Here is a 26,861-nt window from a genome sequence, read left to right as displayed (position 1 = left end):
CTCCTTCAAGGCTGGTGGTGGCCGGTGGCTGGTGCGCGGCCTGGCAGCAGGCGCTGGCGGTGGTAGGCGGCCATGGCCAGCAGCAGGGCCAGGCCGGAGCCCATCAGCGTGAGTGATTTGTGCAGCAGGCTGACCTGCATCTCGTAATAGGCCAGGCCCAGCGCCACGGCGGCACACAGCAGCGCCAGCAGCAGCCAGACTGGCTGGCGGCGTTGGAACAGCACGACCGCCAGCGCCAGGCACAGCAACAGGTTGGGGACGGTCCAGGCCAGCGCGGCCAGCCCCAGCGCCGCCAGCCACCACCATTGCGCGCGTTGCAGCAGGGACTGGCCTTGGCCCGGCTGGGCGGCGGCCAGCCAGGCCAGCACCAGCAGCCAGGCCAGCGCCGTCAGCCAGGGCGTGGCCGCTGCCAGGCCCTGCTGGGACGGGAAGAAGTAGCCCAATGCGCTGGTGCCCAGGGTGGCCATGCCCAGCGCCATGAGCGTCATGGCCTGTAGCCCGGCGCGTGCCCAGCCGGCCAGAGCAGCGGGTGTGCCCGGTGGGGTCGATGGCCTGGCAGGCGCGGCCAGGCCATGCGGCCCGGCGGCGAAGATCCAGCCGGCCAGGGCGGCGCAGAACAGCACGGTGGTGAAGACGCTGGGCGACAGCTTGTGCAGCAGCGTGCCGACCAGGCAGGCGCCCAGCGCGCTGGCCAGGCACAGCACGCGGTGTTGCGGCAGGCTGGGCGGCAGGCTGGCCAACAGCGCCAGGATGGCGATGGGCAGCCAGTCCTGCGTGTCCGCCCAGGGGCGCAGCGCGGAGTTGGACAAGAGCAGCGCCAGGCTCAGCCACAGCTGGGCCAGCACCGACAGGGCAAAGCCCAGTTGCTGCATGAACAGCGACTCGTCCGCCCTGGCGCGCATCAGCCACAGGCCCAGGGCAAAGGGAAGCAGGGCCAGCAGTGCGGTGGGCAGCTCGAGGAGTTCATCAGACAGCAGGCCCAGACCGCCTGCGGCCAGCAGCAGGCCGCACAGCCAGGCGCTGAAGCTCAGCGCGGCCTTGAGCCACCAGGGCATGGCGTGGGCCTGGGGCGCTGCCGGGCTGGCAGCGCGCGCCGGTTGGGGGGGCTGGGGCTGGCGCGCTGGCCGCGCAGCGCGCCAGACGCGCAGCACATGGCGCGCGGCCAGGCTGGAGGCGGCCAGCAGCGCTAGGGCGACCAGCAGCATCTGCATGTCGCTAGGCATGAAGCGCACTGCAAAGGACCAATAGCCGGCCACCACCAGCATGGCGATGTAAACCATGGCCAGCGCCGCGGCATCGGGGCGCAGCAGGGCACACCAATACCAAGCCAGGCCGGCGCCGAGCAGGAACAGCAGCACGTGCTGCTGCTGCAGGGGCACGATCAGGCCGATGGCCGTCAGCGGGGCCAGCGCGGCCGCGGCCAATGCCAGCTCGAACCAGCGGCGGCGCTGCGCGGTGAACCAGCGCGGGCGCAGGCTGACGGCCAGCAGCGCCAGGCCATTGAGCAGCGCCAGGGCGTAGATGTGGGCGTGTTGGCTGCTCCAGTGATTGAGCAGCAGCCGCAGCGGCCCGGCTGTGGGCTCGATGTCCAGCCAGCGCAGCAGCGCCAGGTCCAGCACTGCCAGCCAAAGCAGCCAGCAGGCGCCCGAGCGCGCCAGCAGCACCACAGGCAGCATCAGCGCGGCCCAGCTGGCAAACAGCTGCCACATGTCGGCGCCGGTCTGGTACTTCTGCCCGATCAGGGCCAGCAGCGCGCCGATGGCAATGCACACCAGCAGGCAACCCGTGCGCCAGGCCAGGCCGCCCGGGCGCGTGGCCAGCGTGCCGCCACCGGCCAGAAGCAGGGCCGATACGGCCAGGGCAAACTGGCCGAAGCGGCCCAGCGCCTGCCAGTTGAAGGCAAAGAAGAACACCAGGCCCGTGCCCAGCAGCAGCGCGCCGCTGAGCAGGCACAGCCGCGTGAGAAACGCCCGCCAACTGCGCGCGCTGGGCGGGCGCGCGGCAGCGTGCGGATCGAGGGGCGCGAGTGAGAAGAGCGAGGCAGTGGTCGTCATGCGCAGCACCGGGGTTGATGGGCGATGGCATCGCCGGGCAAAGCCGCCGTGCATGCACAGCAAACGGCGGCGGGCTCAGGCATCAATGATCGCGCAGCATACCGGCTGCGTGGCACACTGCCGGAGTCACGGTAGCGCGATGGGATACCGCGCGGCCTGCGATCTGCGCTGCTGGCAGCTAGCAAAGCGTCGGGTGAATGCGCAGGCGCTGCGATGGGCGCAGAAGCTGCCTTGAAGTCATCCCCATTGGCCGAGGATAAGCTTGTGGACAAGGTGTCGGCGGTCTTGGGATCGCCCTATGGACGGTACTGGGCTGCCTGGATTTTGGGCAGCGCGATGCCGGGGCTGATCGGGGTCTGCGCGCCGCTGCGCAAGCCCCGATGGGCGTCGCTCACTGCCGGCCCAGCAGCAGGTATTCCATCAAAGCCTTTTGCACGTGCATGCGGTTTTCCGCCTCGTCCCAGACGACCGATTGCGGGCCGTCGATGACTTCGGCGTCCACTTCTTCGCCACGGTGCGCGGGCAGGCAGTGCATGAACAGCGCGTCAGGCTGGGCGGCGGCCATCATGCGCGCGTCCACCTTCCAGTTGGCAAAGGCTTGCTTGCGCTGGGCGTTTTCTTCCTCGTAGCCCATGCTGGTCCAGACGTCGGTGGTCACCAGGTGCGCGCCCTGGCAGGCCTGCAGCGGGTCGTCAAAGGTTTGCAGGTGGGCCGGATCGGCCTGGGTGCCCAGGGCCAGGCGCTCATCGAGCTCGTAGCCCGAGGGGGCGCTGACGTGCAGCTTGAAATCCAGCAGCTGCGCGGCCTGCAGCCAGGTGTTGGCCATGTTGTTGCCATCGCCCACCCAGGCCACGGTCTTGCCCTGGATGGGGCCGCGGTGCTCGATGTAGGTGAAGATGTCGGCCAGGATCTGGCAGGGGTGGAATTCGTTGGTCAAGCCGTTGATGACGGGCACGCGCGAGTGCTGGGCAAAGCATTCGAGCTTGGCCTGCTCGAAGGTGCGGATCATCACCAAATCGACCATGCGGCTGATGACGCGGGCGCTGTCCTCGATAGGCTCGGCGCGGCCCAGCTGGCTGTCGCCGGTGGTCAGGTGCACGACGTAGCCGCCGAGCTGGTACATGCCGGTCTCGAAGCTCACGCGCGTGCGCGTGCTGGCCTTCTCGAAGATCATGGCCAGTGTGCGGTCGGTCAGGCTCTGGTGTTTTTCATAGCGTTTGAACATCTGCTTGAGCGTGGCCGCGCGCTCGAGCAGGTAGGCGTATTCATCGGCGCTGAGGTCGCTAAATTGCAGGTAGTGCTTGATGGTGCTCATGGGATGGGCCTGGTGAAACGGTGGGGCGGCCGCTCAGGCGCCCGGCTTGGGCGCTGGCGGCCGTGCGGCAGAGCGCGTGAACAGATGCAGCGGCGCTCAGCGCGGCTGGGCCAGGAAGTTCTGCACGACTGGCAGCAGGCGCTGCACGAGCTCGTCGGCCTCGGCCTCGGTGATGATGAGCGCCGGCAGCAGGCGGATGACGCGCTCGGCCGTGACGCTGATGAGCAGGCCGGCATCGGCGGCCTGCTGGATCAGCGCTGCGCAGGGGCGGTCGAGTTCCACACCGATCATCAGGCCCTGGCCGCGCACATCCACAACCGCCTCAAGCGCGCCCAGGGTGGCGCGCAGGCGCTGCAGCAGGTGTTCGCCCACGCGTTGGGCGTTGGCCAGCAGCTGGTCTTCCTCGACGATGCGCAGCGTCTCCAGCGCGGCGCGCATGGCCAGCGGGTTGCCGCCGAAGGTGGTACCGTGGTTGCCTGGCTGGAACAGCCCGGCGGCCTTGGGGCCGGCGACCACGGCGCCCACGGGCACGCCCGAGCCCAGGCCCTTGGCCAGGGCCATGACATCGGGCTGGATGCCGGCCCACTGGTGCGCGAACCATTTGCCGGTGCGGCCCATGCCGCACTGCACTTCGTCGAGCATCATCAGCCAGCCGCGCTCGTCGCACAGCGCGCGCACTTGCTGCAGGTACTCGATGCGCGCGGGGTGGATGCCGCCCTCGCCCTGGATGACTTCAAAGAACACGGCGGTGACTTCAGGCTCGCCCTCCACGGCCTTTTTCAACCCTTCGATGTCGTTGAAGGGCGCGCGGATGAAGCCTTCCACCAGCGGGAAGAAGCCAGCATGGATCTTGGGGTTGCCCGTGGCCGAGAGCGTGGCCAGCGAGCGACCGTGGAAGGCGTGCTCGCAGACTACGACCTTGGGGTGCTTGTAGCCGCGATCATTGCCGAGCTTGCGCGCCAGCTTGAGCGCGGCCTCGTTGGCCTCCAGCCCGGAGTTGCAGAAGAACACATTGCTCAGCCCGCTGTGCTGCACCAGCTTTTGCGCCACCAGCTCCTGGCCGGGCACGTAGTAGTAGTTGGAGCAGTGGATGAGCTGGGCGACCTGCTCTTGCAGCGCAGGCACCAGCTTGGGGTGGGCATGGCCCAGCGTGTTCACGGCGATGCCGCTGAGCGCGTCGAAGTATTCGCGCCCCTGCGTGTCCCACACGCGCAGGCCCTTGCCGTGCGCCAGCGCGATGTTCACGCGCCCATAGGTGTTCATGACGTGCGGTTCGGCAAGCGGCGCGGGTTGGCTCATGGCTCGGCTCCTTCAGTGGCTCTGGGGAAAACACAAAAGGCGCATTCTATGCGCCCCTTGTGGCCGTGCTGGGAGGGATGTTTGCGCGAATTCAGCGCCAGCGCATGCCGCGCATGATCGCGTGCCTGTGCCGCCTCAGCCCTTGGGCTGCTTGGCCGGGCGCTGCCAGCCGGGCACGGTGCTGGTCTTGGCGCGCGTGACGCTCAGGCTTTGCGCCGGGGTGTCGCGTGTGATGGTGCTGCCCGCGCCGATGGTGCTGCCCGCGCCGATGGTCACCGGCGCGACCAGCACGCTGTTGCTGCCGATGTGAACGCCTGCCTCGATCACGGTGCGGTGCTTGTTGGCGCCGTCGTAGTTGGCGGTGATGGCGCCGGCGCCGTAGTTGACGTTGGCGCCTACGGTGGCATCGCCCAGGTAGGCCAGGTGGTTGGCCTTGGCGCCATCGGCCAGGGTGCTGTTCTTGACCTCGACGAAGTTGCCGATGTGCACCTCTTGGCCCAGCTGAGCGCCGGGGCGCAGGCGCGCAAACGGGCCGATGCGCGCCGCATTGCCAATCTGCACGCCGGCGGCTTCGCCGTCAATGTGGCTGTAGGGCTGCACGATGCAGCCCGCGCCGATCTGCGCCTGGCCAATGTGGCAGTAAGCGCCAATGCGCGTGCCCTCGCCCAAGGCAACCTGGCCGGTGAAGATGCAGCCCACGTCGATCTCCACATCCGCTGCGCAGTCGAGCTGGCCGGGCAGGGCGCTGCCGGGCGCGGCGCGCAGCTCGAAGCGCTCCGGGTCCAGCAGGCGCACGCCGGCCTGCATCAGCTGCTGCGCCTGCAGGCGCTGGTATTGGCGCTCCAGCGCCGCCAGTTGCTGCGGGCTGTTCACGCCGGCGACCTGCCAGGCCTGCTGCTGCGGCAGGCAGTGCGCATGCACGGCCACGCCATCGGCCACGGCCATGGCGATCACGTCGGTCAGGTAGTACTCGCCCTGGGCGTTGTCGCAGGTCAGCTTCTGCAGCCATTGTTTGAGCCGTCGCGCCGGGAAGGCCATGATGCCGCTGTTGACCTCGCAGATGGCGCGCTGCGCGGCGCTGGCGTCCTTGTGCTCGACGATGCCCTGCACATGGCCTTGCGGGCTGCGCAGGATGCGGCCATAGCCGCTGGGGTCGTCCAGGGCCACGGTCAGCAGCGCCACGTGCTCGTTGGCGCACAGCTGCAGCACGGCGCGCAGCGCGCCTGGTTCGACCAGCGGCACATCGCCCAGCAGCACCAGCACCATGTGTTCGTCGGCCAGCGCTGGCGCGGCCTGCTGCACGGCGTGGCCGGTGCCGTTCTGTGGCTGCTGCAGGGCTGTGCGCAGCTCGGCGCCGTCCAGCAAATGGCCGGCGCTGGCGCGGGCAAAGGCATCGACCTGCTCGGCCCCGTGGCCGCTGACCAGCACCAGCTGCTGCGGCTGCAGTTGCCCGGCCGCTTGCAGCACATGGGCCAGCATGGGCCGACCGCCCAATGGTTGCAACACCTTGGGCGTGCGGCTTTTCATGCGCGTGCCCTTGCCGGCGGCAAGGACGACGATGGACAGGGCTGGGACAGTGGCGTTCATGGGGCGATGGCACGATGGCAGCAAAAAAAGCAGCGCGCATTATGGATGGCTCTTGCCGCGCCAGCCCCCAGCCTGGCCGCCGGCAGCCCGGCGCAGCAGTGATAATGCGCCTGACGTAACGCTTGGATACAAGCCTTGCGCTCGCAGCGCACACCGCGCCGGCGGCGGGCTTGGGTGAACACGGACAGGAATGAACCAATGGATTGGATGGTGATTGCACTGGCGCTGTTGGGCGCTTATTTACTGGGCTCGTTGCCCTTTGCGGTATTGGTCAGCCGCGCCATGGGCCTGCAGGACCCGCGCACCTTTGGCAGCGGCAACCCGGGGGCCACCAATGTGCTGCGCTCGGGCAGCAAGCTGGCGGCGGCCCTGACGCTGCTGCTGGACGCCGCCAAGGGCTGGCTGCCCGTGGCCCTGGTGGGCTGGTACGGGCCGCGCTACGGGCTGTGGGAAGGGGCGCAGGCCTTCGTGGGCCTGGCGGCGTTTGCCGGGCATGTCTGGCCGCTGTTTTTGCGCTTTCGCGGCGGCAAGGGCGTGGCCACGGCCCTGGGCGTGCTGCTGGGGCTGAGCCCCTGGCTGGGGCTGGCCGTGCTGCTGGTCTGGCTGCTGGTGCTGGCGGGCTCGCGCATTTCGTCGCTGTCCTCGATTGTGGCCGCCATCGCCGCACCGGTGATTTACGTGCTGGGCGCCAGCCAGCTCTGGCCTTATGCGCCCAGCGCCCAGCTGGCGCTGATCGCCATGACCCTGGTGCTGCTGTATCGCCACGGCGGCAACATCTCCCGCCTGATGAAAGGCACCGAGCCGCGCATTGGCCAGGGCAAGCAGGCTGCCCAGGCCACGGTTGCACCGGCCGAGCCCGGCGCGCCTGCGCCCAGCGCCGCTGCACTGCGCAATGCCCGCAAGGCCGAGCGCAAAAAGCACAAGCGCACGCGCCACAGCCAGCGCTGAAATTTTGACGAGCAGCGCAGCAAGGCAAAAAGCCCCGCTTGGGAATGACTCCCGGGCGGGGCTTTGTTCCTGAGCGGGCGCTGACTTGCTTACTTGCTTTTGAGCACCAGCGAGCGCGCGTCGCGCGTCATCTGGTAGTGGTTGAGAAAGGAGTTGCCCAGCAGCACGAAGGGCATGGGTTGCTGCACCACGGTGGCGGGCACGTTGCGCTGGGTGAGAGTGCCGATGCTGACCGTGGGCAGGCGCACGGACCAGCCCTGCGCCTTGCCGTTGGCCGTGGCGACCTGGATGGGCTGGCCGCTGCGCTCGTAGTCGATGCCCAGGCGGCGGGCGGTTTTGGCGTCCAGGGCGATGGTGGAGGCGCCTGTGTCGACGATGAACTGCACCGCATGGCCGTTGATCTTGCCCTCGCTCATGTAGTGGCCGTTCGGACTGGGGCTGAGCGTGAGGGCCGTCTTGCCGGGCGTGACGTGCGTGGGCGCCTGGCCCACGAGCAGGGTCTGGCGGCTGCTGCCGATCTGGAATGTGGCGCTGTTGCCCTGTACCTCGAGCAGCTGTACCCCGCCCAGGCTCTGGCCTTTGGCCAAGGTGCGCGGCTGGCCGCCATCGACGCTGATGATGGCGCGGCTGCCGATGGTGCCCACCAGCCGCACGTCCTGCGCAGCCGCCGCGCCCGCCAGCAGCAGCGCGCACAGCCCGCCCAGCAGGGCTGCGGGCTGTGGCCTGCGGCTTTGGCGGGGGCGCTTGCGCATTGCGGCGGGCATGGCTTGGCGCGAGTGGGGCTCAGTCGCGGAAGTTGTTGAACGACAGCGGCACGTCGGCCACTTCCTTGCGGATCAGGGCCATGGCCGCCTGCAGGTCGTCGCGCTTGGCGCCGGAGACGCGCACGCTGTCGCCCTGGATGGCCGCTTGCAGCTTGAGCTTGCTGTCCTTGATGTGTTTCTGGATCTGCTTGGCCAGCGCGCTGTCGATGCCATTGCGCACGCGTACCAGTTGCTTGAGCTTGTCGCCGCCGATCTTCTGCGGCTTGTCCAGATCAAGAAAGCGCACGTCCACGTTGCGCTTGGTCAGCTTGTTGCGAAGAATGTCCTCAACCTGCTGCAGCTGAAATTCCGAATCGCCCAGCAGCGTGATTTCCTTGTCCTTGAGCTCGATGCTGGCGCTGGTGCCCTTGAAATCGAAGCGCGTGGCAATTTCCTTGCTGGCGTTGTCCACGGCGTTGCGCACTTCGATGAAATCGGCTTCGAGAACGGTGTCAAAAGAAGGCATAGGGCAGGCAAATCCAAAAAAAGAGCGTCCGCAGCGGTGGGACAATACCGCGCGATGTTAGTCGAAAAAAACGTCCCTCTTAGACCCTACAACACCTTTGGCATTGCGGCCAAGGCCCTGGGCCTGGTGCGCATCCGCCAGGCCGAGGAGCTGCGCGCTTTTGCCCGCCTGTGGCAGGAGCAGCGCCGCGCAGGGCTGGCGCCAGCCAAGCGCGTCGCGCCCGAGTGGGAGCCGCTGGTGCTGGGCGGGGGCAGCAACATCGTGCTCACCGGCGATGTGCGCCGCCCAGTGCTGAAAATGGAAATCCTGGGCAAGCGCGTGGTGCACGAGGACGCGCAGGGTTGGCTGATCGAGGCCGGCGCTGGCGAGCGCTGGCATGAGCTGGTGCGCTGGAGCCTGGAGCAGGGCATGCCTGGGCTGGAGAACATGGCGTTGATCCCCGGTACCGTTGGCGCCGCGCCGGTGCAGAACATTGGCGCCTACGGCGTGGAGCTCAAGGATCGCTTCCACAGCCTGGACGCCATCGACCTGTGGAGCGGCGCTAGCCTCACGCTCGGCGGTGCGCAATGCGCTTTTGGCTATCGCGACTCCATCTTCAAGCACCCGCCGGGCAAGGCCGTGGACGCTTGGCCGCCAGCGCCCGGACAGTTGCCGCCAGCGGGCATGGGACTGGCCGGGCGCGCCGTCATCACCCACGTGCGGCTGTGGCTGCCCAAGGCTTGGCAGCCGCAGCTGCAATACCAGGATCTGGAGCGGCGCATGGCCGCCAGCGGCATTGATGCGCCCAGCGCGCAGCAGGTGTTCGACTGGGTGGTGGACATCCGCCGCAGCAAGCTGCCCGACCCTCAGCAAATCGGCAACGTGGGCAGCTTCTTCAAGAACCCCACCGTCACGCCCGAGCAATGCCGCGACATCATCGCGCGCGAGCCGCGCATCGTGCACTACCCCATGCCCGATGGCAGCGTCAAGCTCGCCGCCGGCGCCATGATCGACGCCTGCGGCTGGAAGGGCAAACGCATCGGCAATGCCGGCGTGTACGAGAAGCAGGCCCTGGTGCTGGTCAACCTGGGCGATGCCGCGCAAAGCGTCACCGGCGGCGAAGTGATGATGCTGGCCAAGGCCATCCAGACCAGCGTCTATGAGCGCTACGGCATCCGCCTGGAACCCGAGCCGGTGGTGGTGTGAGCGCCGGGCAGACAGTGGGGGCCGGAATGATCAAGAAGCTTGTCGTTACCTTGGCTGCGCTGCTGTTGATGTTTTTGGCGGGCATGTTTCTGTCTTTTGATCGCGCCGCCCCCGAGAGGAGCTTCTGGGATTTTTACGGGGACTCTGACAGATGGGGCGATGATTGGCCTGAAGAGTTGAACAGAAAATACTGGCAACTCGACCTCGAGAAAAGGCGGTTGGTTTCAATTGGATTTCATAAGATTCTAGAAAAATCTCAAAGGCAGGATTTGTATGATCTTTGCCGGATATTTTCCGGTCGATTTTGTGGCGACGACAGGTTTTCTTATTTTGTTCGAAGCATTATTTTGATCGGTGAGGATTTTCATGTCGGCCTGATCAATGAGCCTGACTTGCTCTTCTCGTTGGCCTTGGAGCGTGGCTGGGGAGATCTGGGCTTCTGGGTCGAGGATTTGGGCGACCTTGAAAACGATGATTTTGGGGCTGGTGGCGTGGATCAATTCTCCGAAGTCGATCTGCTGAAGAAGAGTGAAATCGAACTGGCCAAAGAATACCCGCGTACATTCGCATACTGCTTAAACTCAACTTCCAAGTGCAACACCCCATCCCCATTTGGAATGTTGCCATGTCCATTTCACAAACCTACCAGCACCTCAATGCGCAAGAGCGCGCCGTCATCATGCTCAGCCATGGCGCTGGCTTCAGTGTGCGGGCCATTGCCCGCACACTGGCGCGCTCGCCATCGACCATCAGCCGCGAACTGCGCCGCATGACCAGTGGCCCCTATGACGCCGTAAAGGCCGCGCAGCATTATCAGCGCTGTCGCCTGCGCAGCCGTCGCCCCAAACGGTTGCAGCCGGGCTCTCGACTCTTTGCGTTTGTGCGCGACGGCCTGTGCTGCCGCTTCTGGTCTCCCCAGCAAATCGCTGCCAAACTGTGCGCCATGCCTGCATCCCAATCGCCTGGCTTGGTCAGCCACGAAACCATCTACCCAACCCTCTACGCCCAGCCGCGCGGCGCGCTCAAAAAAGAAATGATCAGCGCCCTGCGCCAGGCCCGTCCCAAACGCGGCAATCGCCGCGCCAGCGCAGCCAGCGCCAGCTTTGTGCCGCCCGAGCTGCGCATTTGCAACCGCCCCGAAGAGATCGAACACCGGCTGATACCGGGGCACTGGGAGGGCGACTTCATCAAGGGCGCCTACAACCGCTCGGCCGTCGGCGCGCTCTCTGAGCGCAAGACCCGCCTGGTGGCGCTGTGCCGCATGGATGGCTGCACCGCCGAAGATGCGCTGGAAGGCTTTACGCGCCAAATGAAGAAGGCGCCCGCCTTCATGCGCGAGAGTTTGACCTACGACCGTGGCAGTGAAATGGCCTGTTTTGCCGAACTCTCCAAGCGTCTGAAGATGGATATCGGGTTCTGTGATCCACACGCGCCCTGGCAGCGCGGCAGCAACGAAAACACCAACGGACTGCTGCGCCAGTTCCTGCCCAAGGGCATGGATTTGTCCACCATCAGCCAGACGCGCCTGAACGACATTGCCCGCCTGCTCAACAGCCGCCCCCGCCAGACGCTGGGTTGGCGAACCCCGGAGGAGGTCTGGACTGAAGAGTTGGAGAAGCACGCACTGAAAATCAAGTCAGGACAGAACCCTCAAAGTGTTGCACTTGGATGTTGAGACCGCCCTGCTATGCCGAGCGGTGCTCATCGGACGGTCGTAAATCACCCGTTGAGGGGGAGTCGGCCAAAAATGATTGATGTTTAACTTTTTTGGGGATGTATTGGCTTTTAGCCTGCCAAACCCATTGTCATCACCCTTTCAGGAGAGTCTCATGAATGCTGTGGCCGCGCGCGTGCAGCTCTATGGCATTGCGCAGTGCGATACCGTCAAGAAAAGCCGCCAATGGTTTGCCAGCCAGGGCGTGGATGTGCAATGGCACGATTTCAAGAAGCAGGGGCTGGATGAGGCCACGCTGGCCGCCTGGTGTGCGCAGCTGGGTTGGCAGGCTTTGCTCAACCGCCGCGGCACGACCTGGCGCAGCCTGGATCCGCAGGCCCAGGCCCAGGCCGACGATGCGGCGGGTGCGCAGGCGCTGATGCTGGCCCACACCAGCCTGATCAAGCGCCCTGTCGTGCGCATTGCGTCGGCCAGCGGTGGGGCTGAGGTGCTGAGCGTGGGCTATGTGCCCGAGCAATGGGCTGCAGCGCTGGCGGCGGCGCAATAAGGAGCCAATAGGGCGCGAGTGCTCAGCCGCCGCGCTCGGGCGGCACGCTGTTGTTGATGCGGCCTGCCTGCAGGGTGTGCACGCCGGCCCAGCGCCAGGGCGGCAGCTCTTCGATGGGCTGGTGTGTGCCCAGCAGCACCAACTGGCCGGGCAGTCGGCTGCGCACGGCCAGTGCGTGCCAGAGCACGCGGATGGAGCGCCAGTCCAGCGCGGCGCAGGGCTCGTCGAGCAGCAGCACAGGCCGGGGGCTGAGCAGCGCGGCGCTGAGCAGCACTTTGCGGCGCGTGCCGGTCGAGAGCATGTGCAGCGGCTTGTCCAGATGCGGCGCGAGTGCAAAGCCTTCGATCAGCTCGGCGCAAGCGCGCTGCTGGCTGGGCGGGGCGTTCGCAGGCAAGGGCAGCAGTGCGCGCGCCGGCAGGGCATCGTGCTGCTGCAGGTCTGGATCCCAGTGGTGGACCAGGGCCTGCCAATGCCCGCAGGCCTGGGCCGGGGCGCTGATCTGGCTGCGCCCATCGAGTGGCAGCTGGCCGGCCAGCAGGCGCAGCAGGGTGGAGGTGCCGCTGCCGGGCGCGCCGCGCAGCAGGTGCAGGCCCGGGCCCAGGTGCCAGTCGCGCAGTGCCAGAAGCGGCCTGGCTGCGCCGGGCCAGGCCCAGTGCAATTGGTGGATGTGCAGCACTGGCGCGACCCTGTCTGTGGCGTCAGTGGTGGTAGGCTTGCGCGGCGCCGCGCTGCCTGCAGCGCCGCTGCCGTGCGTGCTGGATGGCCCGCACGCAGTGTTGGTTTCATTTGACTTTTGCATGATTGGGGAGTTTGCCCATGCCCACCGTCCAAGCCTGTATCGACCCGGAGCAAGATGCCCGCGTCCGAGCCGTGTTCGATGATATCCGCGCCACGCGCAAGACCGACTTCATCAACAACATGTGGCGCTACCTGGCGTTTGACCCCGATCTGCTCGAACAGACTTGGCGCGAGGTCAAGGAGGTCATGGCCACGCCCTCACAGCTCGATCCCATGGTCAAGGAGATGCTGTACGTGGCCGTCTCGATCACCAACGGCTGCGGCTACTGCGTGCACTCGCACACGGCCGCAGCCAAGGCGCGCGGCATGACGCCGGCCCAGCATGCCGAGTTGCTGCGCATCGTGGCGCTGGCGGGAAAGACCAACCAGCTGGCGCTGGGCCTGCAAGTGCCCGTCGATGCCGCCTTCGATGCCGAAGCCTCGTCGCGATGAGCGTGCGCGGCACCCCGGGCACGCGCCGCCGACGGCGGGTGCAGGCGCCATGGGCGGCTGGCGCGCAGTGGTGCTGCGTGGGCGTGCCCGCCGCAGCGCGCGGCCAGTCGGCGCTGGAGTTCCTCTGCCAGCGCTTTGTGCACATTGAGCGCCAGGAGTGGCTGCGCCGCTTCGCTCAGGCCCAGGTGTGCGACGTGCAGGGCCAGCCCCTGCAGCCCGCGCAGCCGCTGGCTGGCAACGGGCATATTTATTACCAGCGCGCCGTGGACGATGAGCTGCCGGTGCCGTTCGAGGTCTCGGTGCTGCATGCCGATGCCGATCTGCTGGTGGTGGACAAGCCGCACTTCCTGACCGTGGCGCCGGCCGGGCGCCATGTGCAGCAGACGGTGCTGCAGCGCTTGCGCGAGCAACTGGCGCAGCAGGCGCCGGCGCAGGCTGCTGCGCTGGCGCCCCTGCACCGCCTGGACAAGGACACGGCCGGTTTGCTGCTGCTGTCGGTCAACCCGGCCAGCCGCGATGCCTACCACGGGCTGTTTCGCGATCAGGGCATGGACAAGGAGTACGAAGCCGTGGCGCGCTGGGATGCGCGCTTTGCCACGGCTGAGCCCTATTGCCACCGCAGCCGGCTGGAACCGGGCGGGGCGCGCTTCTTCACCATGCAGGAGGTGCCAGGCGAGCCCAACAGCCAGACGCTGCTGCGCATTGTGGCGCGCGCCGGCGATTGGGCGCTGTACCGGCTGCGCCCGCTGGGCGGGCGCAAGCATCAGCTGCGCGTACACATGGCGGCGCTGGGCGTGCCGATCCGCAACGATGCTTTCTACCCCTGCATCGACGACCCGCCGCCGGGCGACTTCAGCCGCCCGCTGCAACTGCTGGCGCGCACGCTGCGTTTTACCGACCCCATCAGCGGCCAGCCGCGCTGCTTTCACAGCCAACGCTCGCTGCAATGGCCGCCGCCTGAGCGCTGAGCGCTTGCCTGCGTGGCAAGACCGGCAGATGGACGAATGCCCTTGGCTGTGCGCAAAAGCGCTCATCCAAGGGCATATCGCTGTGCCTTTTGAGCAGGCGCTCTCAAGGCGCGGCGGCCTGTTCCGGCTCGGTGATGAAGCCGATCTTGCTCAGCCCGGCTTCGTGCGCCATGGCCATGGCGCGCATGATGTGGTCGTAGCGGGCATTCTTGTCGCCCTGGATGTGCAGTGCTGGCTCCGGCTCCTTGGTGGCGGCTTGGCGCAAGTGGGCCAGAAGCTGCTCATCCGTCATGGGTTTGTTGTCGATAAAGAGCTGGCCATCCTGGTCGATGCTCAGGCTGATGGTGTCGGGCTCGATTTTTTCCTGCTCGGTGCTGGCCTGGGGCAGTTCGATGTTCACCGCGTGCTTGATGACCGGCACGGTGATGATGAAGATGATGAGCAGCACCAGCATGATGTCGATCAGCGGCACCATGTTGATTTCGCTGAGCACGTCGCCCGAATCCTGCTCGGGGTTGGAGAAGGCCATGGCTGTTTACCCCCTGCGCTTGAGCTGCAGCACCTTGGCCGATTCGTTGCCGTGGGCCACGCGTGCGCCGGTGACATAGAAGGCGTGCAGGTCGTGGGCAAAGCCGTTGACGTGCAGCAGCAGCGATTTGTTGCCGCGCACCAGCGCGTTGTAGCCGATCACCGCCGGGATGGCCACGGCCAGACCGGCAGCGGTCATGACCAGGGCCTCGCCGATGGGGCCGGCCACGGTGTCCATGGTGGCCTGGCCGCTGGTGCCGATGGCCAAAAGCGCGTGGATGATGCCCCAGACGGTGCCGAACAGGCCGACGAAGGGGGCGATGGAGCCCACCGTGGCCAGGATGGACAGGCCCGCTTGCAGCCGTGCGGTAAAGCCTTCGATGCAGTAGCGCAGATTGCGCGTGACCCAATCGCTGATGTCCAGGCTGTCGTGCAGGTGGGCCTGGGTGTTGCGATGGTGGTTGACGGCGTCGCGCCCTTCGAGCGTGAGCAGCAGGAAGGGGTTGTCGGCCTGGTTGCCCAGCTTCTGGATGCCGGCATCAAGGCTTTCGCTGTGCCAGAAGTCCTTGCTGGCCTTGACCATGCGCTTGTAGCGCATCAGGCCCAGGCCCTTGACCAGGATGACCACCCAGGTGGCCACCGACATCAGCAGCAATAGCACGGCGACACTGCGCCCGACGGCATCGGCCTGATTCCAGGCGCTGACCAATCCAAATTCGGAACCCATGAATCAATACTCCTTGAAGGAAAAAGCTAAAAACCAGTGGTGAAAGAGTGGTGGCGTGCGGCGCATCCCGACGCTCAGCGCTGGAGCTTGAAGCTCACCGGCAGGATGTACCAATCGTCGATGGGCACGCCGTTGCGGGTGGTGGGCGTGAAGCGGCCATTGCGCAGCAGGCCCTCGATGGCGGCGCGGTCAAGCCGGTCAAAGCCACTGCTCTTGGCCAGCACGGCCTCCTTGATGCGGCCATTGGCGCCCACCAGCACGCGCACGCGCACCACGCCTTCTTCCCTCAGGCGCTGGCTTTGTGACGGATAGCTGATGCCGGCATTGCGCACAGCGGCGGCATTGCGGGCCTCGTGGCGCTCGATCACCGGCGCGCTGGGGGCCACGGGCGCAGCAGGCGCAGCCGGGGGCGCCGGCGGCGCTGGCGGTGGCAGCACGGGCGCGGGCGGGGCCGGTGGAGCTGGCGGCGGCGATGGCACCACAGGGGTGCGCTCGGTCACCGGTTTGGGTTTGGCCACTGGCTTGGGCTTGGGCTTTGGGGGCGGCGGCTTGGGCGGCGGCGGCTTGGGCGCTGGCGGTGGTGGTGGAGGGGGCGGCGGCTCAGGCGCCGGTGGCGGCGGCACTGGCGCGGGCGGCGTCGGGGGTTGTGGTACGGGCTCAGGCGCTGGCGGCGCTGCCACGATGAGCTGCGAGATCATGACCGCGGGCTTGATATCGTCCTTCTTGGGCGGGTTGTGCATGGCCCGTTGCACGCCCCACAGGGCGGCCACGTGCAGCAGCAGCACGCCGCCAGCCACCCAGGCATAACGGCTTGTTGAAGGGGCGGGGGTCAGAAGGGGCGAAGTCATGGCGCGGGCACTTGCGGGCCACAGGCAGCGCCAGGCCAATGCCAGGGGCGCAGTGCCTGGCAACAGGCGGGACAAAGAAAAACAAGAACAGACGTGGTGGTGCCGCCACTGCGGCCATGGGCGGGCTGCTTACTTGTGCAGTACCCACCAGATAGAACCCAGAACAAGCATCAGGCTGCCTGCGAGCGAGGCGATGAGCTCCATACCAAAGACCCTCCAGAATGGGACGCGGGCTGTTGGGCACAGGTCGCATGATCGATGGCTGCGATGGGGCGGCTGGCGTGGCACTGTTGCACTAGGCTGCGGGCCATGCATTCGCAATTGCCGCATTGGGTGGCTACGCCCAGCTCGAACTGAATGTCGTCAAAATCCATGCCTGCGTGGGCGTGGCGTGCAATCTCACGGTCGGACACTCGTCGGCAGACACACACGATCATGGCTTGGCCTTTTGGCTGGCTGGTGGATGAAAAGAGAAAGCGAACGAAGATTATAAATACGAATTTTTCGCATTAGCAATCTTTGTCTTTCACCCCAGAGAAAAAAGGCTTTTGGCTGTCCGTGCAAAGGAGGAAGGAGGGCGAACAGATTTTGTGCGGGTCGCATTTGGCTGAATGGCAGGCGCTTAACATGGCAATCGACGATGCCACATCAGAGCAACCAGGGCCAGTGTGAACAGGCCCGAACGAGACAGGACACCATCATGGAAAAACGCTTACTGGGCCAGAGCGAACTGGCCGTTTCCCCGGTTTGCCTGGGCACGATGACGTTTGGCGAGCAGGTCGATGAGGCCCAGGCCCATGCCATCCTCGACCGGGCGTTGGATGCCGGGGTGGATTTTTGGGACACGGCCGAGATGTATGCCGTGCCCGCGCGGCAGCAGACGTATGGCGCCACCGAAACCATCCTGGGCAACTGGCTGGCGCGCAACCGCAGCCAGCGCCAGTGCATCGTGCTGGCCAGCAAGGTGGCCGGGCCCAGCCGCGGCATGCCCTGGATCCGCGCCGGCCAGGGCATGACGGCGGCAGACATCGTGGCCTCTTGCGAGGGCAGCCTGCGTCGCCTGCAGACCGAGGTCATCGATCTCTACCAGATCCACTGGCCCGAGCGCCACGTGCCGATGTTTGGCACCCTGTACTTCGATCCGCAGCAGGAGCGCACGCAGACCAGCATCCTGGAGCAGCTGCAGGCGCTCGACGGCCTGGTGCGCGCCGGCAAAGTGCGCTGCATCGGTCTGTCCAACGAAACCCCCTATGGCGTGCACGAGTTCGTGCGCCTGGCCGAGCAGCATGGCCTGGCGCGCGTGGTCAGCGTGCAAAACCCCTATGCGCTGACTAACCGCAGCTACGAGAACGCGCTGGACGAGACCTGCCACCGCCTAGGCGTGAGCCTGCTGGCGTACTCGCCGCTGGCCTTTGGCGCGCTGACGGGCAAGTACGACGACAGCGGCATTCTTGACGCACAGGCGCCGCGCGGGCGTTTGAGCCTGTACGAATCGGTGCAAAAGCAGCGCTGGGCGCGGCCTGAGGCGCTGGCGGCGGCGCAGCGCTACAACGCGCTGGCTCGCGCGCACGGTCTCACGCCCACCGAACTGGCGCTGGCCTTCGTCTACCACCGCTGGCAGGTGTGCAGCACCATCATCGGCGTGACCAGCCTGGCGCAGCTGGAGCAGAATCTGGCGGCTTGGCAACAGCGGCTGACGCCCGAGGTGTTGCAGGCCATCGACGCCATCCGCTGGGAGTTGCGTGACCCAGCGCAATGATGCATGCCCTGCGCCCGAGCGCCATCCACCATCAAAAAAAGCGCCTGGGTCAGGCGCTTTGCGTTTTGCCGCAGGCCTGCCAGGGCAGGCCTGCAGGCTTGGTCTTCGGCGCTCAGTCTTCAGAAGGCGAAGGCATGCCAATGGTGTGGCTGAAGCCGCCATCGACGTAGAGGATTTCGCTGGTGATGCCCGCTGCCAGGTCAGACAGCAGGAAGGCTGCGGCATTGCCCACGTCCTCGATCGTGACGTTGCGGCGCAGCGGCGAGGTGGCGGCGAAGTTGGCCAGCAGCTTGCCGAAATCCTTGATGCCGCTGGCGGCCAACGTCTTGATCGGCCCGGCGCTGATGCCGTTGGCGCGGATGCCTTGCGGGCCGACGGCTTCGGCCAGGTAGCGCACACTTGCTTCCAGGCTGGCTTTGGCCAGGCCCATGGTGTTGTAGTTGGGCACGGCGCGCTCGGCGCCCAGGTACGAGAGCGTCAGCAGCGAAGCGCCCGGGTTCAGGTGCGGCAGCGCGGCCTTGGCCATGGCCGGAAAGCTGTAGGCGCTGATGTCGTGCGCGACGCGGAAGTTCTCGCGCGTCAGGCCATCCAGAAAATTGCCCGCAATGGCCTCGCGCGGCGCAAAGCCGATGCTGTGCACAAAGCCGTCGAATTGGCCCCATTGCGCGGCCAGATCGGCAAAAAGCTGCTCGATCTGCGCGTCATCGCTGACGTCGCAATCGAACACGAGCTTGGAGTCGAACTCGGCGGCAAATTCGCTGATGCGGTCTTTGAAGCGCTCGCCCACGTAGCTGAAAGCCAACTCGGCGCCCTGGGCGTGGCAGGCCTTGGCAATGCCGTAGGCGATGGAACGGTTGGACAGCACGCCGGTAATCAGCAATTTCTTGCCGCTGAGAAAACCCATGGAAACACTCCTTGTCGTTGCAATGCGGGGATGGGCCGGATCACCCCTTTTTGCCGCTGCACCACGGCGCGCGGGGGTGGCCCTGCTTGTGGGGAGCGATTCTCGCACGGGCCACCCCCATGCTTGGCGGCATGCTCTGCGGTGCGCCAGCGAGAGCGCCATTGCCTACGCAATCTGCGTATGATCCGGGGGCATGAAAGCCGTCTTCATCGAATTGCCTGCATTCAGTCGTCATCGCGCCCAGTACCTGGATGACGAGGGCTTTCGCGCCTTGCAGAACGCATTGATGAAGCATCCGGAGGCGGGCGATGTGATCGTAGGCACTGGTGGCCTGCGCAAACTGCGCCAAGCCGATACGCGCCGTGGCAAAGGCAAGCGCGGCGGTCTGCGAGTGATTTATTACTGGTGGGATGGTCAGCGCCAGTTCTGGCTGTTCACCTTGTTCGACAAGGACGAAATGGACGATCTCTCTGCCCAAGAGCGGCAAGCGCTCAAACACATGCTCAAAGCCGAGTTGGAGGCCAGAAGATGAACAAACGCAATCTATTTTCCGAATTGAGCGAAGGCTTCGAGGCTTTGGCCCAGCAACGGGCCGGCAAGACCACCTTGCGCACGCACACTATGCAAGCCAAGCCGGCAGTGAACGTATCTGCCCAGGACGTCGTGCAACTGCGCCAGCGGCTGGGCCTGTCGCGCCCGATGCTGGCCCACTACCTGCGCACCAACCCCCGCACGCTGGAAAACTGGGAGCAAGGCCGCGCCCGCCCCAACGCCCAGGCGGCCGTGCTGATCAAGCTGGTAGAGCGCCACCCCGAAACGGTAAAGCTGCTGGCCGATTTGTGAATTGGGGCAGCGCAGCGCCCACGACCTCCGGTCGGGCAGAATGCCCACATGGACGATCGACTGCTTTTCTGGCCCGGCGGCGCTGGCGAGTCACTGCTGGCGGCAGCGGGGCTGCCGGCCTTTTTTAAACGCGCTTTCCCCCGTGACCAAGGCGATGCCCCGACCGTGCGCCACCGTGCATGGCGCGCGCTGGCGCGTGGCGGCACTCTGGCCGCAGTTTTGGTTTGCGCCCTGGGCGCGGGCATCGCCCAGGCCGAGCCTTCCCACGCCTACGCGCTGTGGGGCCAGCCCAAATACCCGGCGGGCTTTGCCCATTTCGACTACGCCAATCCGGCCGCGCCCAAGGGCGGCGAGCTGCGCCTGGTGAGCAATCTGCGCAGTTCCACCTTCGACAAATACAACCCCTTCACCCTGCGCGGCTCGGCTCCGGCCTATTTGCAGGCCATGCTGTTCGAGAGCCTGCTGACTGGCGCGCTCGATGAAACCTCCACCGGCTACGGCCTGCTGGCCGAGAGCGTGGATGTGGCGGCCGATCGCCTTTCGGCCACCTTCCGCATCCGCGCCCAGGCGCGCTTTCACAACGGCAAGCCGGTGCTGGCCGAGGACGTGCGCCACAGCTTCGAGACGCTCATCAGCGCCCAGGCTGCGCCCGGCTACGCCACCTTGCTGGAAAAAGTCGCCCGCGCCGAGGTGCTGGATGCGCGCACCGTGCGCTTTCACTTCAAAAGCCCCGATCGCGAGCTGCCGCTGGTCGTGGGCGGCCTGCCCATCTTCAGCCGCGACTGGGGCCTGGACGCAAACGGGCAGCGCAAACCTTTCGACCAAATCATCACCGACACGCCCATTGGCAGCAGCCCCTACCGCATCGGCCCGGTCGTCTTCGGGCGCGACATCACCTACGTGCGCGACCCCGATTATTGGGGGCGCGAGCTGGCCGTCAACGCCGGCGCGCACAACTTCGAGCGCATCACCATCCGCATTTACAAGGACGCCACCGCACGGCTCGAAGCCCTCAAGGCCGGCGAGTTCGATCTGATGCAGTTTCACAGCGCGGGCGACTGGGCGCGGCGCGTCAAGGGGCGGCGTTTTGACAGCGGCGAGCTGGTCAAGGCCGAGTTCGAGCACCGCAACCCCACAGGCTTTCAAAGCTACTTTCTCAATCTGCGCCGCCCCCATTTGCAAGATGTGCGCGTGCGCCGCGCTCTGGCCCTGGCGATGGATTACGAGTGGATGAACCGCCGCCTGTTCTACGGCAGCTATCGCCGCGTCCGTGGCCTGTTTGGCAACACCCAATGCGCCGCCGAGGGCCTGCCCAGCGCCGCCGAGCTGGCTTTGCTCGAACCTTGGCGCAGCCAGATTCCGCCCGAAGCCTTCGGCCCCATGCCCGAGCCGCCGCGCACCGACCACAGCGAGCACGGCCTGCGCGAGAACCTGCGCCAGGCGCGCGAGTTGCTGGCCCAGGCGGGCTGGACGCTGCAGGGCGGCACGCTGCGCAACGCCCAGGGCCAGCCGCTGGTGCTGGAGGTGATGGACAGCAACGAAGCGGGCATCCGCACCGTCGCGCCTTGGCAGCGCAACCTGCAAAAAATCGGCATCGAGCTGCGCTTTCGCGTCGTCGATTTCGCGCTGATGCTCCAGCGCATGGACGCTTTCGACTACGACATCACCTCGCTGAACATCCAGGGCACGCACAACCCCGGCCAGGAATACGCCCAGCTCTTTGGCAGCTTTGCGGCCGATCAAAACGGCTCGGCCAACTACAGCGGCCTGAAAAGCCCGGCGGTGGACGCCCTCATCGCCCGCATGGTGCAGGCAGGCACCCAGGCCGACTACCAGGCCGCCTGCCGCGCGCTGGAGCGCGTCGTCACCGCCGAAAACGTCATGGTGCCCGCTTGGTACGCCAGCAACTTCCGCGTTGTGTACAACGCCCAGCGCCTGGCCTTTCAAGCGCCCATGCCGCCGTATGTGCAGGTGCTGGAGAACTGGGCCATGGCCTATTGGTGGCACAGGCGCTGAGCGGCTGGGCTGGCTCTGATGCCGGCGCGGCACATCGGGCGGCAAAAAGTTAGAATCACGGGTTTTTTCCGTTTCTTTCAACCCATTGGGAACCCTTATGGCAATCGAACGCACCCTTTCCATCATCAAGCCCGACGCCGTGGCGAAAAACGTCATTGGTCAAATCTATGCCCGCTTCGAGAACGCCGGCCTGAAGATCGCCGCCGCGCGCATGGTGCACCTCTCGCGCCAGGAGGCCGAGCAGTTCTACGCCGTGCACAAGGAGCGCCCCTTCTTCAAGGATCTGGTGGATTTCATGGTCTCCGGCCCCGTCATGGTGCAGGTGCTCGAGGGCGAGAACGCCATCGCCAAGAATCGTGAGCTGATGGGCGCTACCGATCCGAAGAAAGCCGACGCCGGCACCATCCGCGCCGATTTCGCCGACAGCATCGACGCCAACGCCGTGCATGGCTCGGACGCCGCCGAGACCGCCCAGGTCGAAGTGGCCTTCTTCTTCCCTGGCCTGAACATCTATTCGCGTTGATGGCCTATCCGGTGCGTCTGGCTGCTTTGGCAGAACGCACCGGAACCTTTTTTGGGCGGCGCCGCTCTTTCACGGCGGCGGCGCCTGTCGGTGGCGGTGCTGATGTGCGACACTCCCGCGCATGGGCGCGGGCTGTCCCAGTCGCTTGTTTTTTTTCTTCCCGATGCCCGCGCTTGCGGCTCTGCAGGACTGGCATCCGGATCACACACATTAGCCAATGAGCTCTCCCGTTGCGCAGAAAGTTTCCCTGCTGGGGCTGGACCATGAGGCCCTGGTGCAATGGTGCGCGCAATTGGGGGAAAAGCGCTTTCGCGCCACGCAGCTCTACCGCTGGATTCACCAGCGCGGCGTGGCCGATTTCGATGCCATGTCCGACTTGGCCAAGTCGCTGCGCGCCAAACTGCACGAGCAGGCTCAGGTGCAGGCGCTGCCGGTGTTGGCCGAACAGGTCTCGCGCGATGGCACGATCAAATGGCTGTTCGATGTGGGCCAGGGCAATGCGGTCGAGGCCGTGTTCATCCCCGAGCGCGACCGTTCCACGCTGTGCGTGTCCTCGCAAGCTGGCTGCGCGATTGGCTGCCGCTTCTGTTCGACGGGCCACCAGGGCTTCAGCCGCAACCTCAGCAGCGCCGAAATCATCGCCCAGCTCTGGTATGCCGAGCACACGCTGCGCCGCCGTTTTGCGCGCGATGAGCGCATCATCACCAACGTGGTGATGATGGGCATGGGTGAGCCGCTGCAAAACTATGGCCAGTTGGTGCCGGCGCTGCGCACCATGCTCGATGACAACGCCTATGGCCTCTCGCGCCGCCGCGTGACGGTATCCACCTCGGGCATCGTGCCGATGATGGACCGCCTCAGTCAAAGCGTGCCCGTGGCGCTGGCCGTGTCGCTGCACGCGCCAAGCGATGCGCTGCGCGACCAGCTCGTGCCGCTGAACCGCAAGTACCCGCTGGCCGAGCTGATGGCCGCCTGCCGGCGCTACCTGCAATACGCGCCGCGTGATTTCATCACCTTCGAATACTGCATGCTCGATGGCGTCAACGACAGCGATGCCCATGCCCGCGCGCTGGTCGAGCTGCTGAGCGGCGCGCCAGGCGGCGCTCGCCAGGACACGGGCTGGTGCAAGCTCAATCTGATACCGTTCAATCCGTTTCCCGATTCGGGCCTGAAGTGCTCGAAACCGCAGCGAGTGCAGGCTTTTGCGCAGGTGCTGCTGGAGGCGGGCATCGTCACGACCGTGCGCAAGACACGCGGCGACGACATCGACGCCGCTTGCGGCCAACTGGCTGGCGAAGTGCAGGATCGCACCCATGCGCTGGTGCGCATGCAGCGCCAGCGCCAACCTGCTGCCTTGCAGGCCGCTGTACAGGCAGCCCCGGAAACTGGCCCAGCCATGGCGCCAGGCCCGGCCTATCGTTTGGAGACCAACGCATGAAACCTCGCCACCCTCTCTGGCGCTTGCCTGCGGCATTGGCCCTGGCGGCAGCTGCCCTGGGCCTGACGGCCTGCCAGACGTCGTACACGCGCTCATCCGTGCCGGTGGCCACGCCGGGCGCAGCAGCCGCAGCATCCGAGCCCGATGCCCAGCGCGCGGCCAAGGTGCGCCTGGAGCTGGCCTCCGAATACCTGCGCGCCGGGCGCAGCAGCGTCGCGCTGGAGGAAATCAACCACGTGCTGTCCATTGCGCCGCACATGGTCGAGGCTTACATGCTGCGCGGCATGATCTACGCCGATCAACACAACTTTGCCGCCGCCGAGGCCGATTACGCGCGCGTCATGCGCGAGCGCGGCAACGACCCCGATGCACTGCACAACTACGGCTGGATCCTGTGCCGTCAAGGCCGCTATGCCGATGCTGAAGGCTACTTCGATCGCGTATTGGCCGTGCCGGGCTATACCGCCTCGGCGCGTACGCTCATGGCCAAGGGCCTGTGCCAGCAAAGCGCTGGCAAGGCCGGCGCGGCCATGGCCACGCTGCAGCGCGCCTATGAAGTCGATCCCAACAACCCCATCGTGGCCTACAACCTGGCCAGCATGCTCTATCACGCCGGGCGCGTGGCCGATGCACAGACCTATTTGCGCCGCCTCAATGGCTCCGACCTGGCCAATGCCGAGACGCTGTGGCTGGGCATCAAGGTAGAGAACGCGCTGGGCCGGCGCGACCGCGTGCGCGAGCTCGGCAGCGTGCTGGCGCACCGTTTCCCGAACTCGCGCGAGTTCGCCCTGTATGAGCGTGGGGCTTTCTATGAGTGATTACGAATCAGCCCGCACAGCGGCGTCGGCCGACGATGCGGCAGCCGATGAAACTGCCATGGCTGCAGCCCAGGACGAAGCGCAGCTGGACGGGCAGGCCATGCCTGGCTTGAACAAGCCCTCGATCGAGTCCTTCAAAACCCCGGGCGGGTTGCTGGCCTATTACCGCATGGAGCGCGAGGTCAGCCTGCCCGAGCTGGCGGCCGTGCTGAAGGTGCCGGTGGACAAGCTCCAGGCGCTGGAGCGCGACGACTACGCCATGCTGCCCGACATGGTCTTCACCCGCGCGCTGGCATTGAGCATCTGCCGCTTGCTGGGCGCGGATGCGCAGCCCGTCATGGCATTGTTCCCCAGCGCCCATGCACCACGTCTGGCGCGTGACTCCGATGGCCTGAACCGAGCCTTCAAGGCCACGGAACAACCCGCGTTGGGCGGGGAGCGCAAGCCGCCATCTGCGGGCATTCCACGCTCGGCCTGGGTGCTTGGCGTACTGTTGCTGCTGGCTGCTCTGGCGGTCTTTTTCTGGCCACAGATTCAGCAGCGCCTGGGCTGGGCGACTTCGGGCGAAGTCTCGGGCATGTCCGAGGCAGCGGATGCGCCAAGCACGGCCGACGGCCTGCGCAGCCAGCCGCTGCACATCCCTGGCCTGAATGCTGGCGCTGGGGCTGAGCCGCGCTCCGCCCAGGCGCCGGAAGAGCCTGAGGACAAACCGGACGAAGAGGACAACAGCCCGGCCAACGCGCCTGCAGGCCCTGGTCAGGCTGGTGCCGACACGGCCGCTGGGCAAGCGTCTTCGGCGGCTGCGCCAGCCACTGCCAATGCTGCCGCAGGGGCGGGCGAAGCCACCGCCGCCGCAGCGCCGGCGCACACCTTGCACATCCAGGCGCAGGAGTCGGTGTGGATCCAGATTCGCGACGCCTCCAACGCCATCCTGCACCAGAGCACGCTGCCCAAGGGGCGTGAAATCGCCATCACCAACGAGCCGCCGCTGCGCGTGGAGATTGGCCGCGCCGATGCCGTCAAGGTCACCGTCAAGGGCCAGCCCTTCGACCTGCAGCCCTTTGCGCGCGGCAATGTGGCGCGTTTTGAGGTGTCGCCGTGATGAATGCGGCTCAGGCCACGCCCATTGCACTGTCCGAGCCGCGCCCGCACCACTCCCTGCAGGCGCAGGTGCGCTGGGGCGAGCACGTTGTCACCATGGGCGGGGGCGCGCCGGTGCGCATCCAGTCCATGACCAACACCGACACCGAGGACGCCATCGCCACGGCCATCCAGGTCAAGGAACTGGCGCAGGCCGGCTCGGAGCTGGTGCGCATCACCGTCAACACCAACAAAGCCGCCGAGGCCGTGCCGCACATCCGCGAGCAGCTCGACCGCATGGGCGTGCACGTGCCGCTGGTGGGTGACTTCCATTTCAACGGCCACAAGCTGCTGAGCGACTTTCCCGACTGCGCCCAGGCCCTGTCCAAATACCGCATCAACCCCGGCAACGTGGGCAAGGGTGCGCGCCACGACATCCAGTTCGGCCAGATGATCGAGGCTGCGCTGAAGTGGGACAAGCCCGTGCGCATTGGCGTGAACTGGGGCAGCCTGGATCAGGAGCTGCTGGCACGCCTGATGGATGAAAACCTGCAGCGCGCCCAGCCCTGGGACACGCGCCAGGTCATGTACGAGGCGCTGATCTCATCGGCCCTGGACTCGGCGCAAAAGGCCGAAAGGCTGGGCATGGCCGCCGGGCAAATCGTGCTCTCCTGCAAGGTCAGCAGCGTGCAGGACTTGGTGGCTGTGTACCGCGAACTCTCGCGCCGCTGCAACTACCCGCTGCACCTGGGCTTGACCGAGGCCGGCATGGGCGCCAAAGGCACTGTGGCCTCGGCTGCGGCGCTGTCGCTGCTATTGCAGGAAGGCATTGGCGACACCATCCGCGTCAGCCTCACGCCCCAGCCGGGCGAGGCGCGCACGCAGGAGGTCGTGGTCGCCGCTGAGATCCTCCAGGCCCTGGGCCTGCGCACCTTCGTGCCCAGCGTCACCGCCTGCCCGGGCTGCGGGCGCACCACCAGCACCACCTTCCAGGAGCTGGCCAAGCAGATCGACGATTTCTTGCGCGCGCAAATGCCGCTGTGGCGCGCGCGCTATCCGGGCGTGGAGAACATGAAGGTGGCCGTCATGGGCTGCATCGTCAACGGCCCGGGCGAGAGCAAGCACGCCGACATCGGCATCAGCCTGCCCGGTAACGGTGAAGCCCCCTCAGCCCCCGTTTTCATCGACGGCGAAAAAGCCATGCACCTCAAGGGCGAGGACATTGCCCAGCAGTTCCACCGCATCGTCAGCGAGTACGTCGAGCGCCGCTATGGCGCAACTGCGACGAGCTGAACCACTA

28 protein-coding genes are annotated in these 26,861 nt (G+C 66.3%); 16 read left to right on the top strand and 12 right to left on the bottom strand.

Annotation, left to right across the window (positions count from 1 at the left end; all coding sequences use genetic code 11):
- Nucleotides 1-5: 5 nt before the first annotated feature.
- The 4 genes from CLI93_RS13435 to glmU all read right to left on the bottom strand — a co-directional run bounded on the left by CLI93_RS13435 (nt 6) and on the right by glmU (nt 6,255).
- Nucleotides 6-2,054, bottom strand: coding sequence for a DUF2157 domain-containing protein (locus CLI93_RS13435; RefSeq protein ID WP_172424370.1), 2,049 nt, complete (start codon nt 2,052-2,054; stop codon nt 6-8).
- Nucleotides 2,055-2,445: 391 nt separating this feature from the next.
- On the bottom strand, nt 2,446-3,369 hold the full coding sequence (gene argF / locus CLI93_RS13430; protein WP_095540448.1) for an ornithine carbamoyltransferase: 924 nt from the start codon (nt 3,367-3,369) through the stop codon (nt 2,446-2,448).
- 96 nt (nt 3,370-3,465) lie between these two features.
- Nucleotides 3,466-4,668 carry an aspartate aminotransferase family protein gene (locus CLI93_RS13425; protein ID WP_095543571.1) on the bottom strand — a complete coding sequence of 401 codons (1,203 nt, stop codon included), beginning with the start codon at nt 4,666-4,668 and terminating at the stop codon, nt 3,466-3,468.
- Nucleotides 4,669-4,803: 135 nt separating this feature from the next.
- Complete coding sequence (gene glmU / locus CLI93_RS13420; RefSeq protein ID WP_095543570.1) at nt 4,804-6,255, bottom strand: bifunctional UDP-N-acetylglucosamine diphosphorylase/glucosamine-1-phosphate N-acetyltransferase GlmU; 1,452 nt, start codon at nt 6,253-6,255, stop codon at nt 4,804-4,806.
- Between the two features lie 198 nt (nt 6,256-6,453).
- Here glmU and plsY point away from each other — a divergent pair, with 198 nt between their 5' ends.
- Entirely contained in the window at nt 6,454-7,203 is a 750-nt protein-coding gene (gene plsY, locus CLI93_RS13415; RefSeq protein ID WP_095543569.1) for a glycerol-3-phosphate 1-O-acyltransferase PlsY, read from the top strand.
- A gap of 89 nt (nt 7,204-7,292) precedes the next feature.
- On the opposite strand, the gene CLI93_RS13410 is transcribed toward plsY, so the two are convergent.
- Both CLI93_RS13410 and CLI93_RS13405 read right to left on the bottom strand, forming a co-directional pair.
- Complete coding sequence (locus CLI93_RS13410) at nt 7,293-7,967, bottom strand: retropepsin-like aspartic protease family protein (RefSeq protein ID WP_095543568.1); 675 nt, start codon at nt 7,965-7,967, stop codon at nt 7,293-7,295.
- A gap of 19 nt (nt 7,968-7,986) precedes the next feature.
- Nucleotides 7,987-8,472, bottom strand: coding sequence for a YajQ family cyclic di-GMP-binding protein (locus tag CLI93_RS13405; protein WP_095543567.1), 486 nt, complete (start codon nt 8,470-8,472; stop codon nt 7,987-7,989).
- 54 nt (nt 8,473-8,526) lie between these two features.
- Between CLI93_RS13405 and murB the strand changes: the two genes are divergently transcribed.
- From murB to CLI93_RS13385, 4 genes are all read left to right on the top strand, one after another.
- Nucleotides 8,527-9,657 carry a UDP-N-acetylmuramate dehydrogenase gene (gene murB, locus CLI93_RS13400; RefSeq protein WP_095543566.1) on the top strand — a complete coding sequence of 377 codons (1,131 nt, stop codon included), beginning with the start codon at nt 8,527-8,529 and terminating at the stop codon, nt 9,655-9,657.
- A gap of 26 nt (nt 9,658-9,683) precedes the next feature.
- A complete protein-coding gene (locus CLI93_RS15480) occupies nt 9,684-10,430 on the top strand; it encodes a hypothetical protein (RefSeq protein ID WP_238945928.1) in 747 nt (248 codons plus the stop codon).
- Nucleotides 10,337-11,332, top strand: coding sequence for an IS30 family transposase (locus CLI93_RS13390; protein WP_238945930.1), 996 nt, complete (start codon nt 10,337-10,339; stop codon nt 11,330-11,332). The genes CLI93_RS15480 and CLI93_RS13390 overlap by 94 nt, the downstream gene beginning before the upstream one ends.
- A gap of 154 nt (nt 11,333-11,486) precedes the next feature.
- Entirely contained in the window at nt 11,487-11,879 is a 393-nt protein-coding gene (locus CLI93_RS13385) for an ArsC/Spx/MgsR family protein (protein ID WP_095543563.1), read from the top strand.
- Between the two features lie 22 nt (nt 11,880-11,901).
- Here the strand turns inward: CLI93_RS13385 and CLI93_RS13380 are convergent, their stop codons facing one another.
- Nucleotides 11,902-12,555, bottom strand: coding sequence for an ABC transporter ATP-binding protein (locus CLI93_RS13380; protein ID WP_172424368.1), 654 nt, complete (start codon nt 12,553-12,555; stop codon nt 11,902-11,904).
- Between the two features lie 140 nt (nt 12,556-12,695).
- Between CLI93_RS13380 and CLI93_RS13375 the strand changes: the two genes are divergently transcribed.
- Together CLI93_RS13375 and CLI93_RS13370 are read left to right on the top strand one after the other, a co-directional pair.
- Nucleotides 12,696-13,109: a carboxymuconolactone decarboxylase family protein gene (locus CLI93_RS13375; protein ID WP_095543561.1), complete on the top strand. Its 414-nt coding sequence runs from the start codon at nt 12,696-12,698 to the stop codon at nt 13,107-13,109.
- A complete protein-coding gene (locus tag CLI93_RS13370) occupies nt 13,106-14,077 on the top strand; it encodes a pseudouridine synthase (protein ID WP_095543560.1) in 972 nt (323 codons plus the stop codon). The genes CLI93_RS13375 and CLI93_RS13370 overlap by 4 nt, the downstream gene beginning before the upstream one ends.
- 103 nt (nt 14,078-14,180) lie before the next feature.
- Here CLI93_RS13370 and CLI93_RS13365 read toward each other — a convergent pair whose 3' ends face one another.
- From CLI93_RS13365 to CLI93_RS13350, 4 genes are all read right to left on the bottom strand, one after another.
- Complete coding sequence (locus CLI93_RS13365) at nt 14,181-14,606, bottom strand: ExbD/TolR family protein (protein ID WP_095543559.1); 426 nt, start codon at nt 14,604-14,606, stop codon at nt 14,181-14,183.
- 6 nt (nt 14,607-14,612) lie between these two features.
- Nucleotides 14,613-15,332: a MotA/TolQ/ExbB proton channel family protein gene (locus tag CLI93_RS13360; protein ID WP_095543558.1), complete on the bottom strand. Its 720-nt coding sequence runs from the start codon at nt 15,330-15,332 to the stop codon at nt 14,613-14,615.
- 74 nt (nt 15,333-15,406) lie between these two features.
- Nucleotides 15,407-16,180, bottom strand: coding sequence for an energy transducer TonB (locus CLI93_RS13355; protein ID WP_095550588.1), 774 nt, complete (start codon nt 16,178-16,180; stop codon nt 15,407-15,409).
- 170 nt (nt 16,181-16,350) lie between these two features.
- Nucleotides 16,351-16,617, bottom strand: coding sequence for a (2Fe-2S)-binding protein (locus CLI93_RS13350; RefSeq protein WP_095543069.1), 267 nt, complete (start codon nt 16,615-16,617; stop codon nt 16,351-16,353).
- A gap of 263 nt (nt 16,618-16,880) precedes the next feature.
- Between CLI93_RS13350 and CLI93_RS13345 the strand changes: the two genes are divergently transcribed.
- Nucleotides 16,881-17,939, top strand: coding sequence for an aldo/keto reductase (locus CLI93_RS13345; RefSeq protein ID WP_095543111.1), 1,059 nt, complete (start codon nt 16,881-16,883; stop codon nt 17,937-17,939).
- A gap of 112 nt (nt 17,940-18,051) precedes the next feature.
- Here the strand turns inward: CLI93_RS13345 and fabI are convergent, their stop codons facing one another.
- Nucleotides 18,052-18,843, bottom strand: a complete 792-nt coding sequence (gene fabI / locus CLI93_RS13340; RefSeq protein WP_095543070.1) for an enoyl-ACP reductase FabI — start codon at nt 18,841-18,843, stop codon at nt 18,052-18,054.
- 193 nt (nt 18,844-19,036) lie between these two features.
- Between fabI and CLI93_RS13335 the strand changes: the two genes are divergently transcribed.
- The 8 genes from CLI93_RS13335 (at nt 19,037) to ispG (ending at nt 26,854) form a co-directional block, all read left to right on the top strand.
- A complete protein-coding gene (locus CLI93_RS13335) occupies nt 19,037-19,375 on the top strand; it encodes a type II toxin-antitoxin system RelE/ParE family toxin (protein WP_095543071.1) in 339 nt (112 codons plus the stop codon).
- Nucleotides 19,372-19,686: a helix-turn-helix domain-containing protein gene (locus CLI93_RS13330; protein ID WP_095543072.1), complete on the top strand. Its 315-nt coding sequence runs from the start codon at nt 19,372-19,374 to the stop codon at nt 19,684-19,686. Before CLI93_RS13335 ends, CLI93_RS13330 begins: the two co-directional genes overlap by 4 nt.
- 48 nt (nt 19,687-19,734) lie before the next feature.
- Nucleotides 19,735-21,702, top strand: a complete 1,968-nt coding sequence (locus CLI93_RS13325) for an extracellular solute-binding protein (protein WP_095543073.1) — start codon at nt 19,735-19,737, stop codon at nt 21,700-21,702.
- A gap of 97 nt (nt 21,703-21,799) precedes the next feature.
- On the top strand, nt 21,800-22,225 hold the full coding sequence (gene ndk, locus CLI93_RS13320) for a nucleoside-diphosphate kinase (protein WP_095540730.1): 426 nt from the start codon (nt 21,800-21,802) through the stop codon (nt 22,223-22,225).
- A gap of 217 nt (nt 22,226-22,442) precedes the next feature.
- Nucleotides 22,443-23,663: a dual-specificity RNA methyltransferase RlmN gene (gene rlmN / locus CLI93_RS13315; protein WP_095996003.1), complete on the top strand. Its 1,221-nt coding sequence runs from the start codon at nt 22,443-22,445 to the stop codon at nt 23,661-23,663.
- Nucleotides 23,660-24,481, top strand: a complete 822-nt coding sequence (gene pilW / locus CLI93_RS13310; protein WP_095550547.1) for a type IV pilus biogenesis/stability protein PilW — start codon at nt 23,660-23,662, stop codon at nt 24,479-24,481. Before rlmN ends, pilW begins: the two co-directional genes overlap by 4 nt.
- Nucleotides 24,474-25,583 carry a helix-turn-helix domain-containing protein gene (locus CLI93_RS13305; protein WP_172425556.1) on the top strand — a complete coding sequence of 370 codons (1,110 nt, stop codon included), beginning with the start codon at nt 24,474-24,476 and terminating at the stop codon, nt 25,581-25,583. Before pilW ends, CLI93_RS13305 begins: the two co-directional genes overlap by 8 nt.
- Nucleotides 25,583-26,854, top strand: coding sequence for a flavodoxin-dependent (E)-4-hydroxy-3-methylbut-2-enyl-diphosphate synthase (gene ispG / locus CLI93_RS13300; RefSeq protein WP_095543077.1), 1,272 nt, complete (start codon nt 25,583-25,585; stop codon nt 26,852-26,854). Before CLI93_RS13305 ends, ispG begins: the two co-directional genes overlap by 1 nt.
- Nucleotides 26,855-26,861: the final 7 nt, after the last annotated feature.

The organism is Vandammella animalimorsus (assembly GCF_002288875.1).
In the GTDB taxonomy this organism is placed as follows: Bacteria; Pseudomonadota; Gammaproteobacteria; order Burkholderiales; family Burkholderiaceae_C; genus Lampropedia; species Lampropedia animalimorsus.
The sequence above is the reverse complement of the archived record's forward strand: the minus strand, read 5'-3'. Positions and strand labels throughout refer to the sequence as shown.

What these genes read in the sequence shown, in the direction of transcription:
- CLI93_RS13435 (WP_172424370.1), bottom strand. Translation starts at nt 2,054, where the DNA reads ATGACGACCACTGCCTCGCTCTTCTCACTCGCGCCCCTCGATCCGCAC.
- argF (WP_095540448.1), bottom strand. Translation starts at nt 3,369, where the DNA reads ATGAGCACCATCAAGCACTACCTGCAATTTAGCGACCTCAGCGCCGAT.
- CLI93_RS13425 (WP_095543571.1), bottom strand. Translation starts at nt 4,668, where the DNA reads ATGAGCCAACCCGCGCCGCTTGCCGAACCGCACGTCATGAACACCTAT.
- glmU (WP_095543570.1), bottom strand. Translation starts at nt 6,255, where the DNA reads ATGAACGCCACTGTCCCAGCCCTGTCCATCGTCGTCCTTGCCGCCGGC.
- plsY (WP_095543569.1), top strand. Translation starts at nt 6,454, where the DNA reads ATGGATTGGATGGTGATTGCACTGGCGCTGTTGGGCGCTTATTTACTG.
- CLI93_RS13410 (WP_095543568.1), bottom strand. Translation starts at nt 7,967, where the DNA reads ATGCCCGCCGCAATGCGCAAGCGCCCCCGCCAAAGCCGCAGGCCACAG.
- CLI93_RS13405 (WP_095543567.1), bottom strand. Translation starts at nt 8,472, where the DNA reads ATGCCTTCTTTTGACACCGTTCTCGAAGCCGATTTCATCGAAGTGCGC.
- murB (WP_095543566.1), top strand. Translation starts at nt 8,527, where the DNA reads ATGTTAGTCGAAAAAAACGTCCCTCTTAGACCCTACAACACCTTTGGC.
- CLI93_RS15480 (WP_238945928.1), top strand. Translation starts at nt 9,684, where the DNA reads ATGATCAAGAAGCTTGTCGTTACCTTGGCTGCGCTGCTGTTGATGTTT.
- CLI93_RS13390 (WP_238945930.1), top strand. Translation starts at nt 10,337, where the DNA reads ATGCTCAGCCATGGCGCTGGCTTCAGTGTGCGGGCCATTGCCCGCACA.
- CLI93_RS13385 (WP_095543563.1), top strand. Translation starts at nt 11,487, where the DNA reads ATGAATGCTGTGGCCGCGCGCGTGCAGCTCTATGGCATTGCGCAGTGC.
- CLI93_RS13375 (WP_095543561.1), top strand. Translation starts at nt 12,696, where the DNA reads ATGCCCACCGTCCAAGCCTGTATCGACCCGGAGCAAGATGCCCGCGTC.
- CLI93_RS13370 (WP_095543560.1), top strand. Translation starts at nt 13,106, where the DNA reads ATGAGCGTGCGCGGCACCCCGGGCACGCGCCGCCGACGGCGGGTGCAG.
- CLI93_RS13365 (WP_095543559.1), bottom strand. Translation starts at nt 14,606, where the DNA reads ATGGCCTTCTCCAACCCCGAGCAGGATTCGGGCGACGTGCTCAGCGAA.
- CLI93_RS13360 (WP_095543558.1), bottom strand. Translation starts at nt 15,332, where the DNA reads ATGGGTTCCGAATTTGGATTGGTCAGCGCCTGGAATCAGGCCGATGCC.
- CLI93_RS13355 (WP_095550588.1), bottom strand. Translation starts at nt 16,180, where the DNA reads ATGACTTCGCCCCTTCTGACCCCCGCCCCTTCAACAAGCCGTTATGCC.
- CLI93_RS13350 (WP_095543069.1), bottom strand. Translation starts at nt 16,617, where the DNA reads ATGATCGTGTGTGTCTGCCGACGAGTGTCCGACCGTGAGATTGCACGC.
- CLI93_RS13345 (WP_095543111.1), top strand. Translation starts at nt 16,881, where the DNA reads ATGGAAAAACGCTTACTGGGCCAGAGCGAACTGGCCGTTTCCCCGGTT.
- fabI (WP_095543070.1), bottom strand. Translation starts at nt 18,843, where the DNA reads ATGGGTTTTCTCAGCGGCAAGAAATTGCTGATTACCGGCGTGCTGTCC.
- CLI93_RS13335 (WP_095543071.1), top strand. Translation starts at nt 19,037, where the DNA reads ATGAAAGCCGTCTTCATCGAATTGCCTGCATTCAGTCGTCATCGCGCC.
- CLI93_RS13330 (WP_095543072.1), top strand. Translation starts at nt 19,372, where the DNA reads ATGAACAAACGCAATCTATTTTCCGAATTGAGCGAAGGCTTCGAGGCT.
- CLI93_RS13325 (WP_095543073.1), top strand. Translation starts at nt 19,735, where the DNA reads ATGGACGATCGACTGCTTTTCTGGCCCGGCGGCGCTGGCGAGTCACTG.
- ndk (WP_095540730.1), top strand. Translation starts at nt 21,800, where the DNA reads ATGGCAATCGAACGCACCCTTTCCATCATCAAGCCCGACGCCGTGGCG.
- rlmN (WP_095996003.1), top strand. Translation starts at nt 22,443, where the DNA reads ATGAGCTCTCCCGTTGCGCAGAAAGTTTCCCTGCTGGGGCTGGACCAT.
- pilW (WP_095550547.1), top strand. Translation starts at nt 23,660, where the DNA reads ATGAAACCTCGCCACCCTCTCTGGCGCTTGCCTGCGGCATTGGCCCTG.
- CLI93_RS13305 (WP_172425556.1), top strand. Translation starts at nt 24,474, where the DNA reads ATGAGTGATTACGAATCAGCCCGCACAGCGGCGTCGGCCGACGATGCG.
- ispG (WP_095543077.1), top strand. Translation starts at nt 25,583, where the DNA reads ATGAATGCGGCTCAGGCCACGCCCATTGCACTGTCCGAGCCGCGCCCG.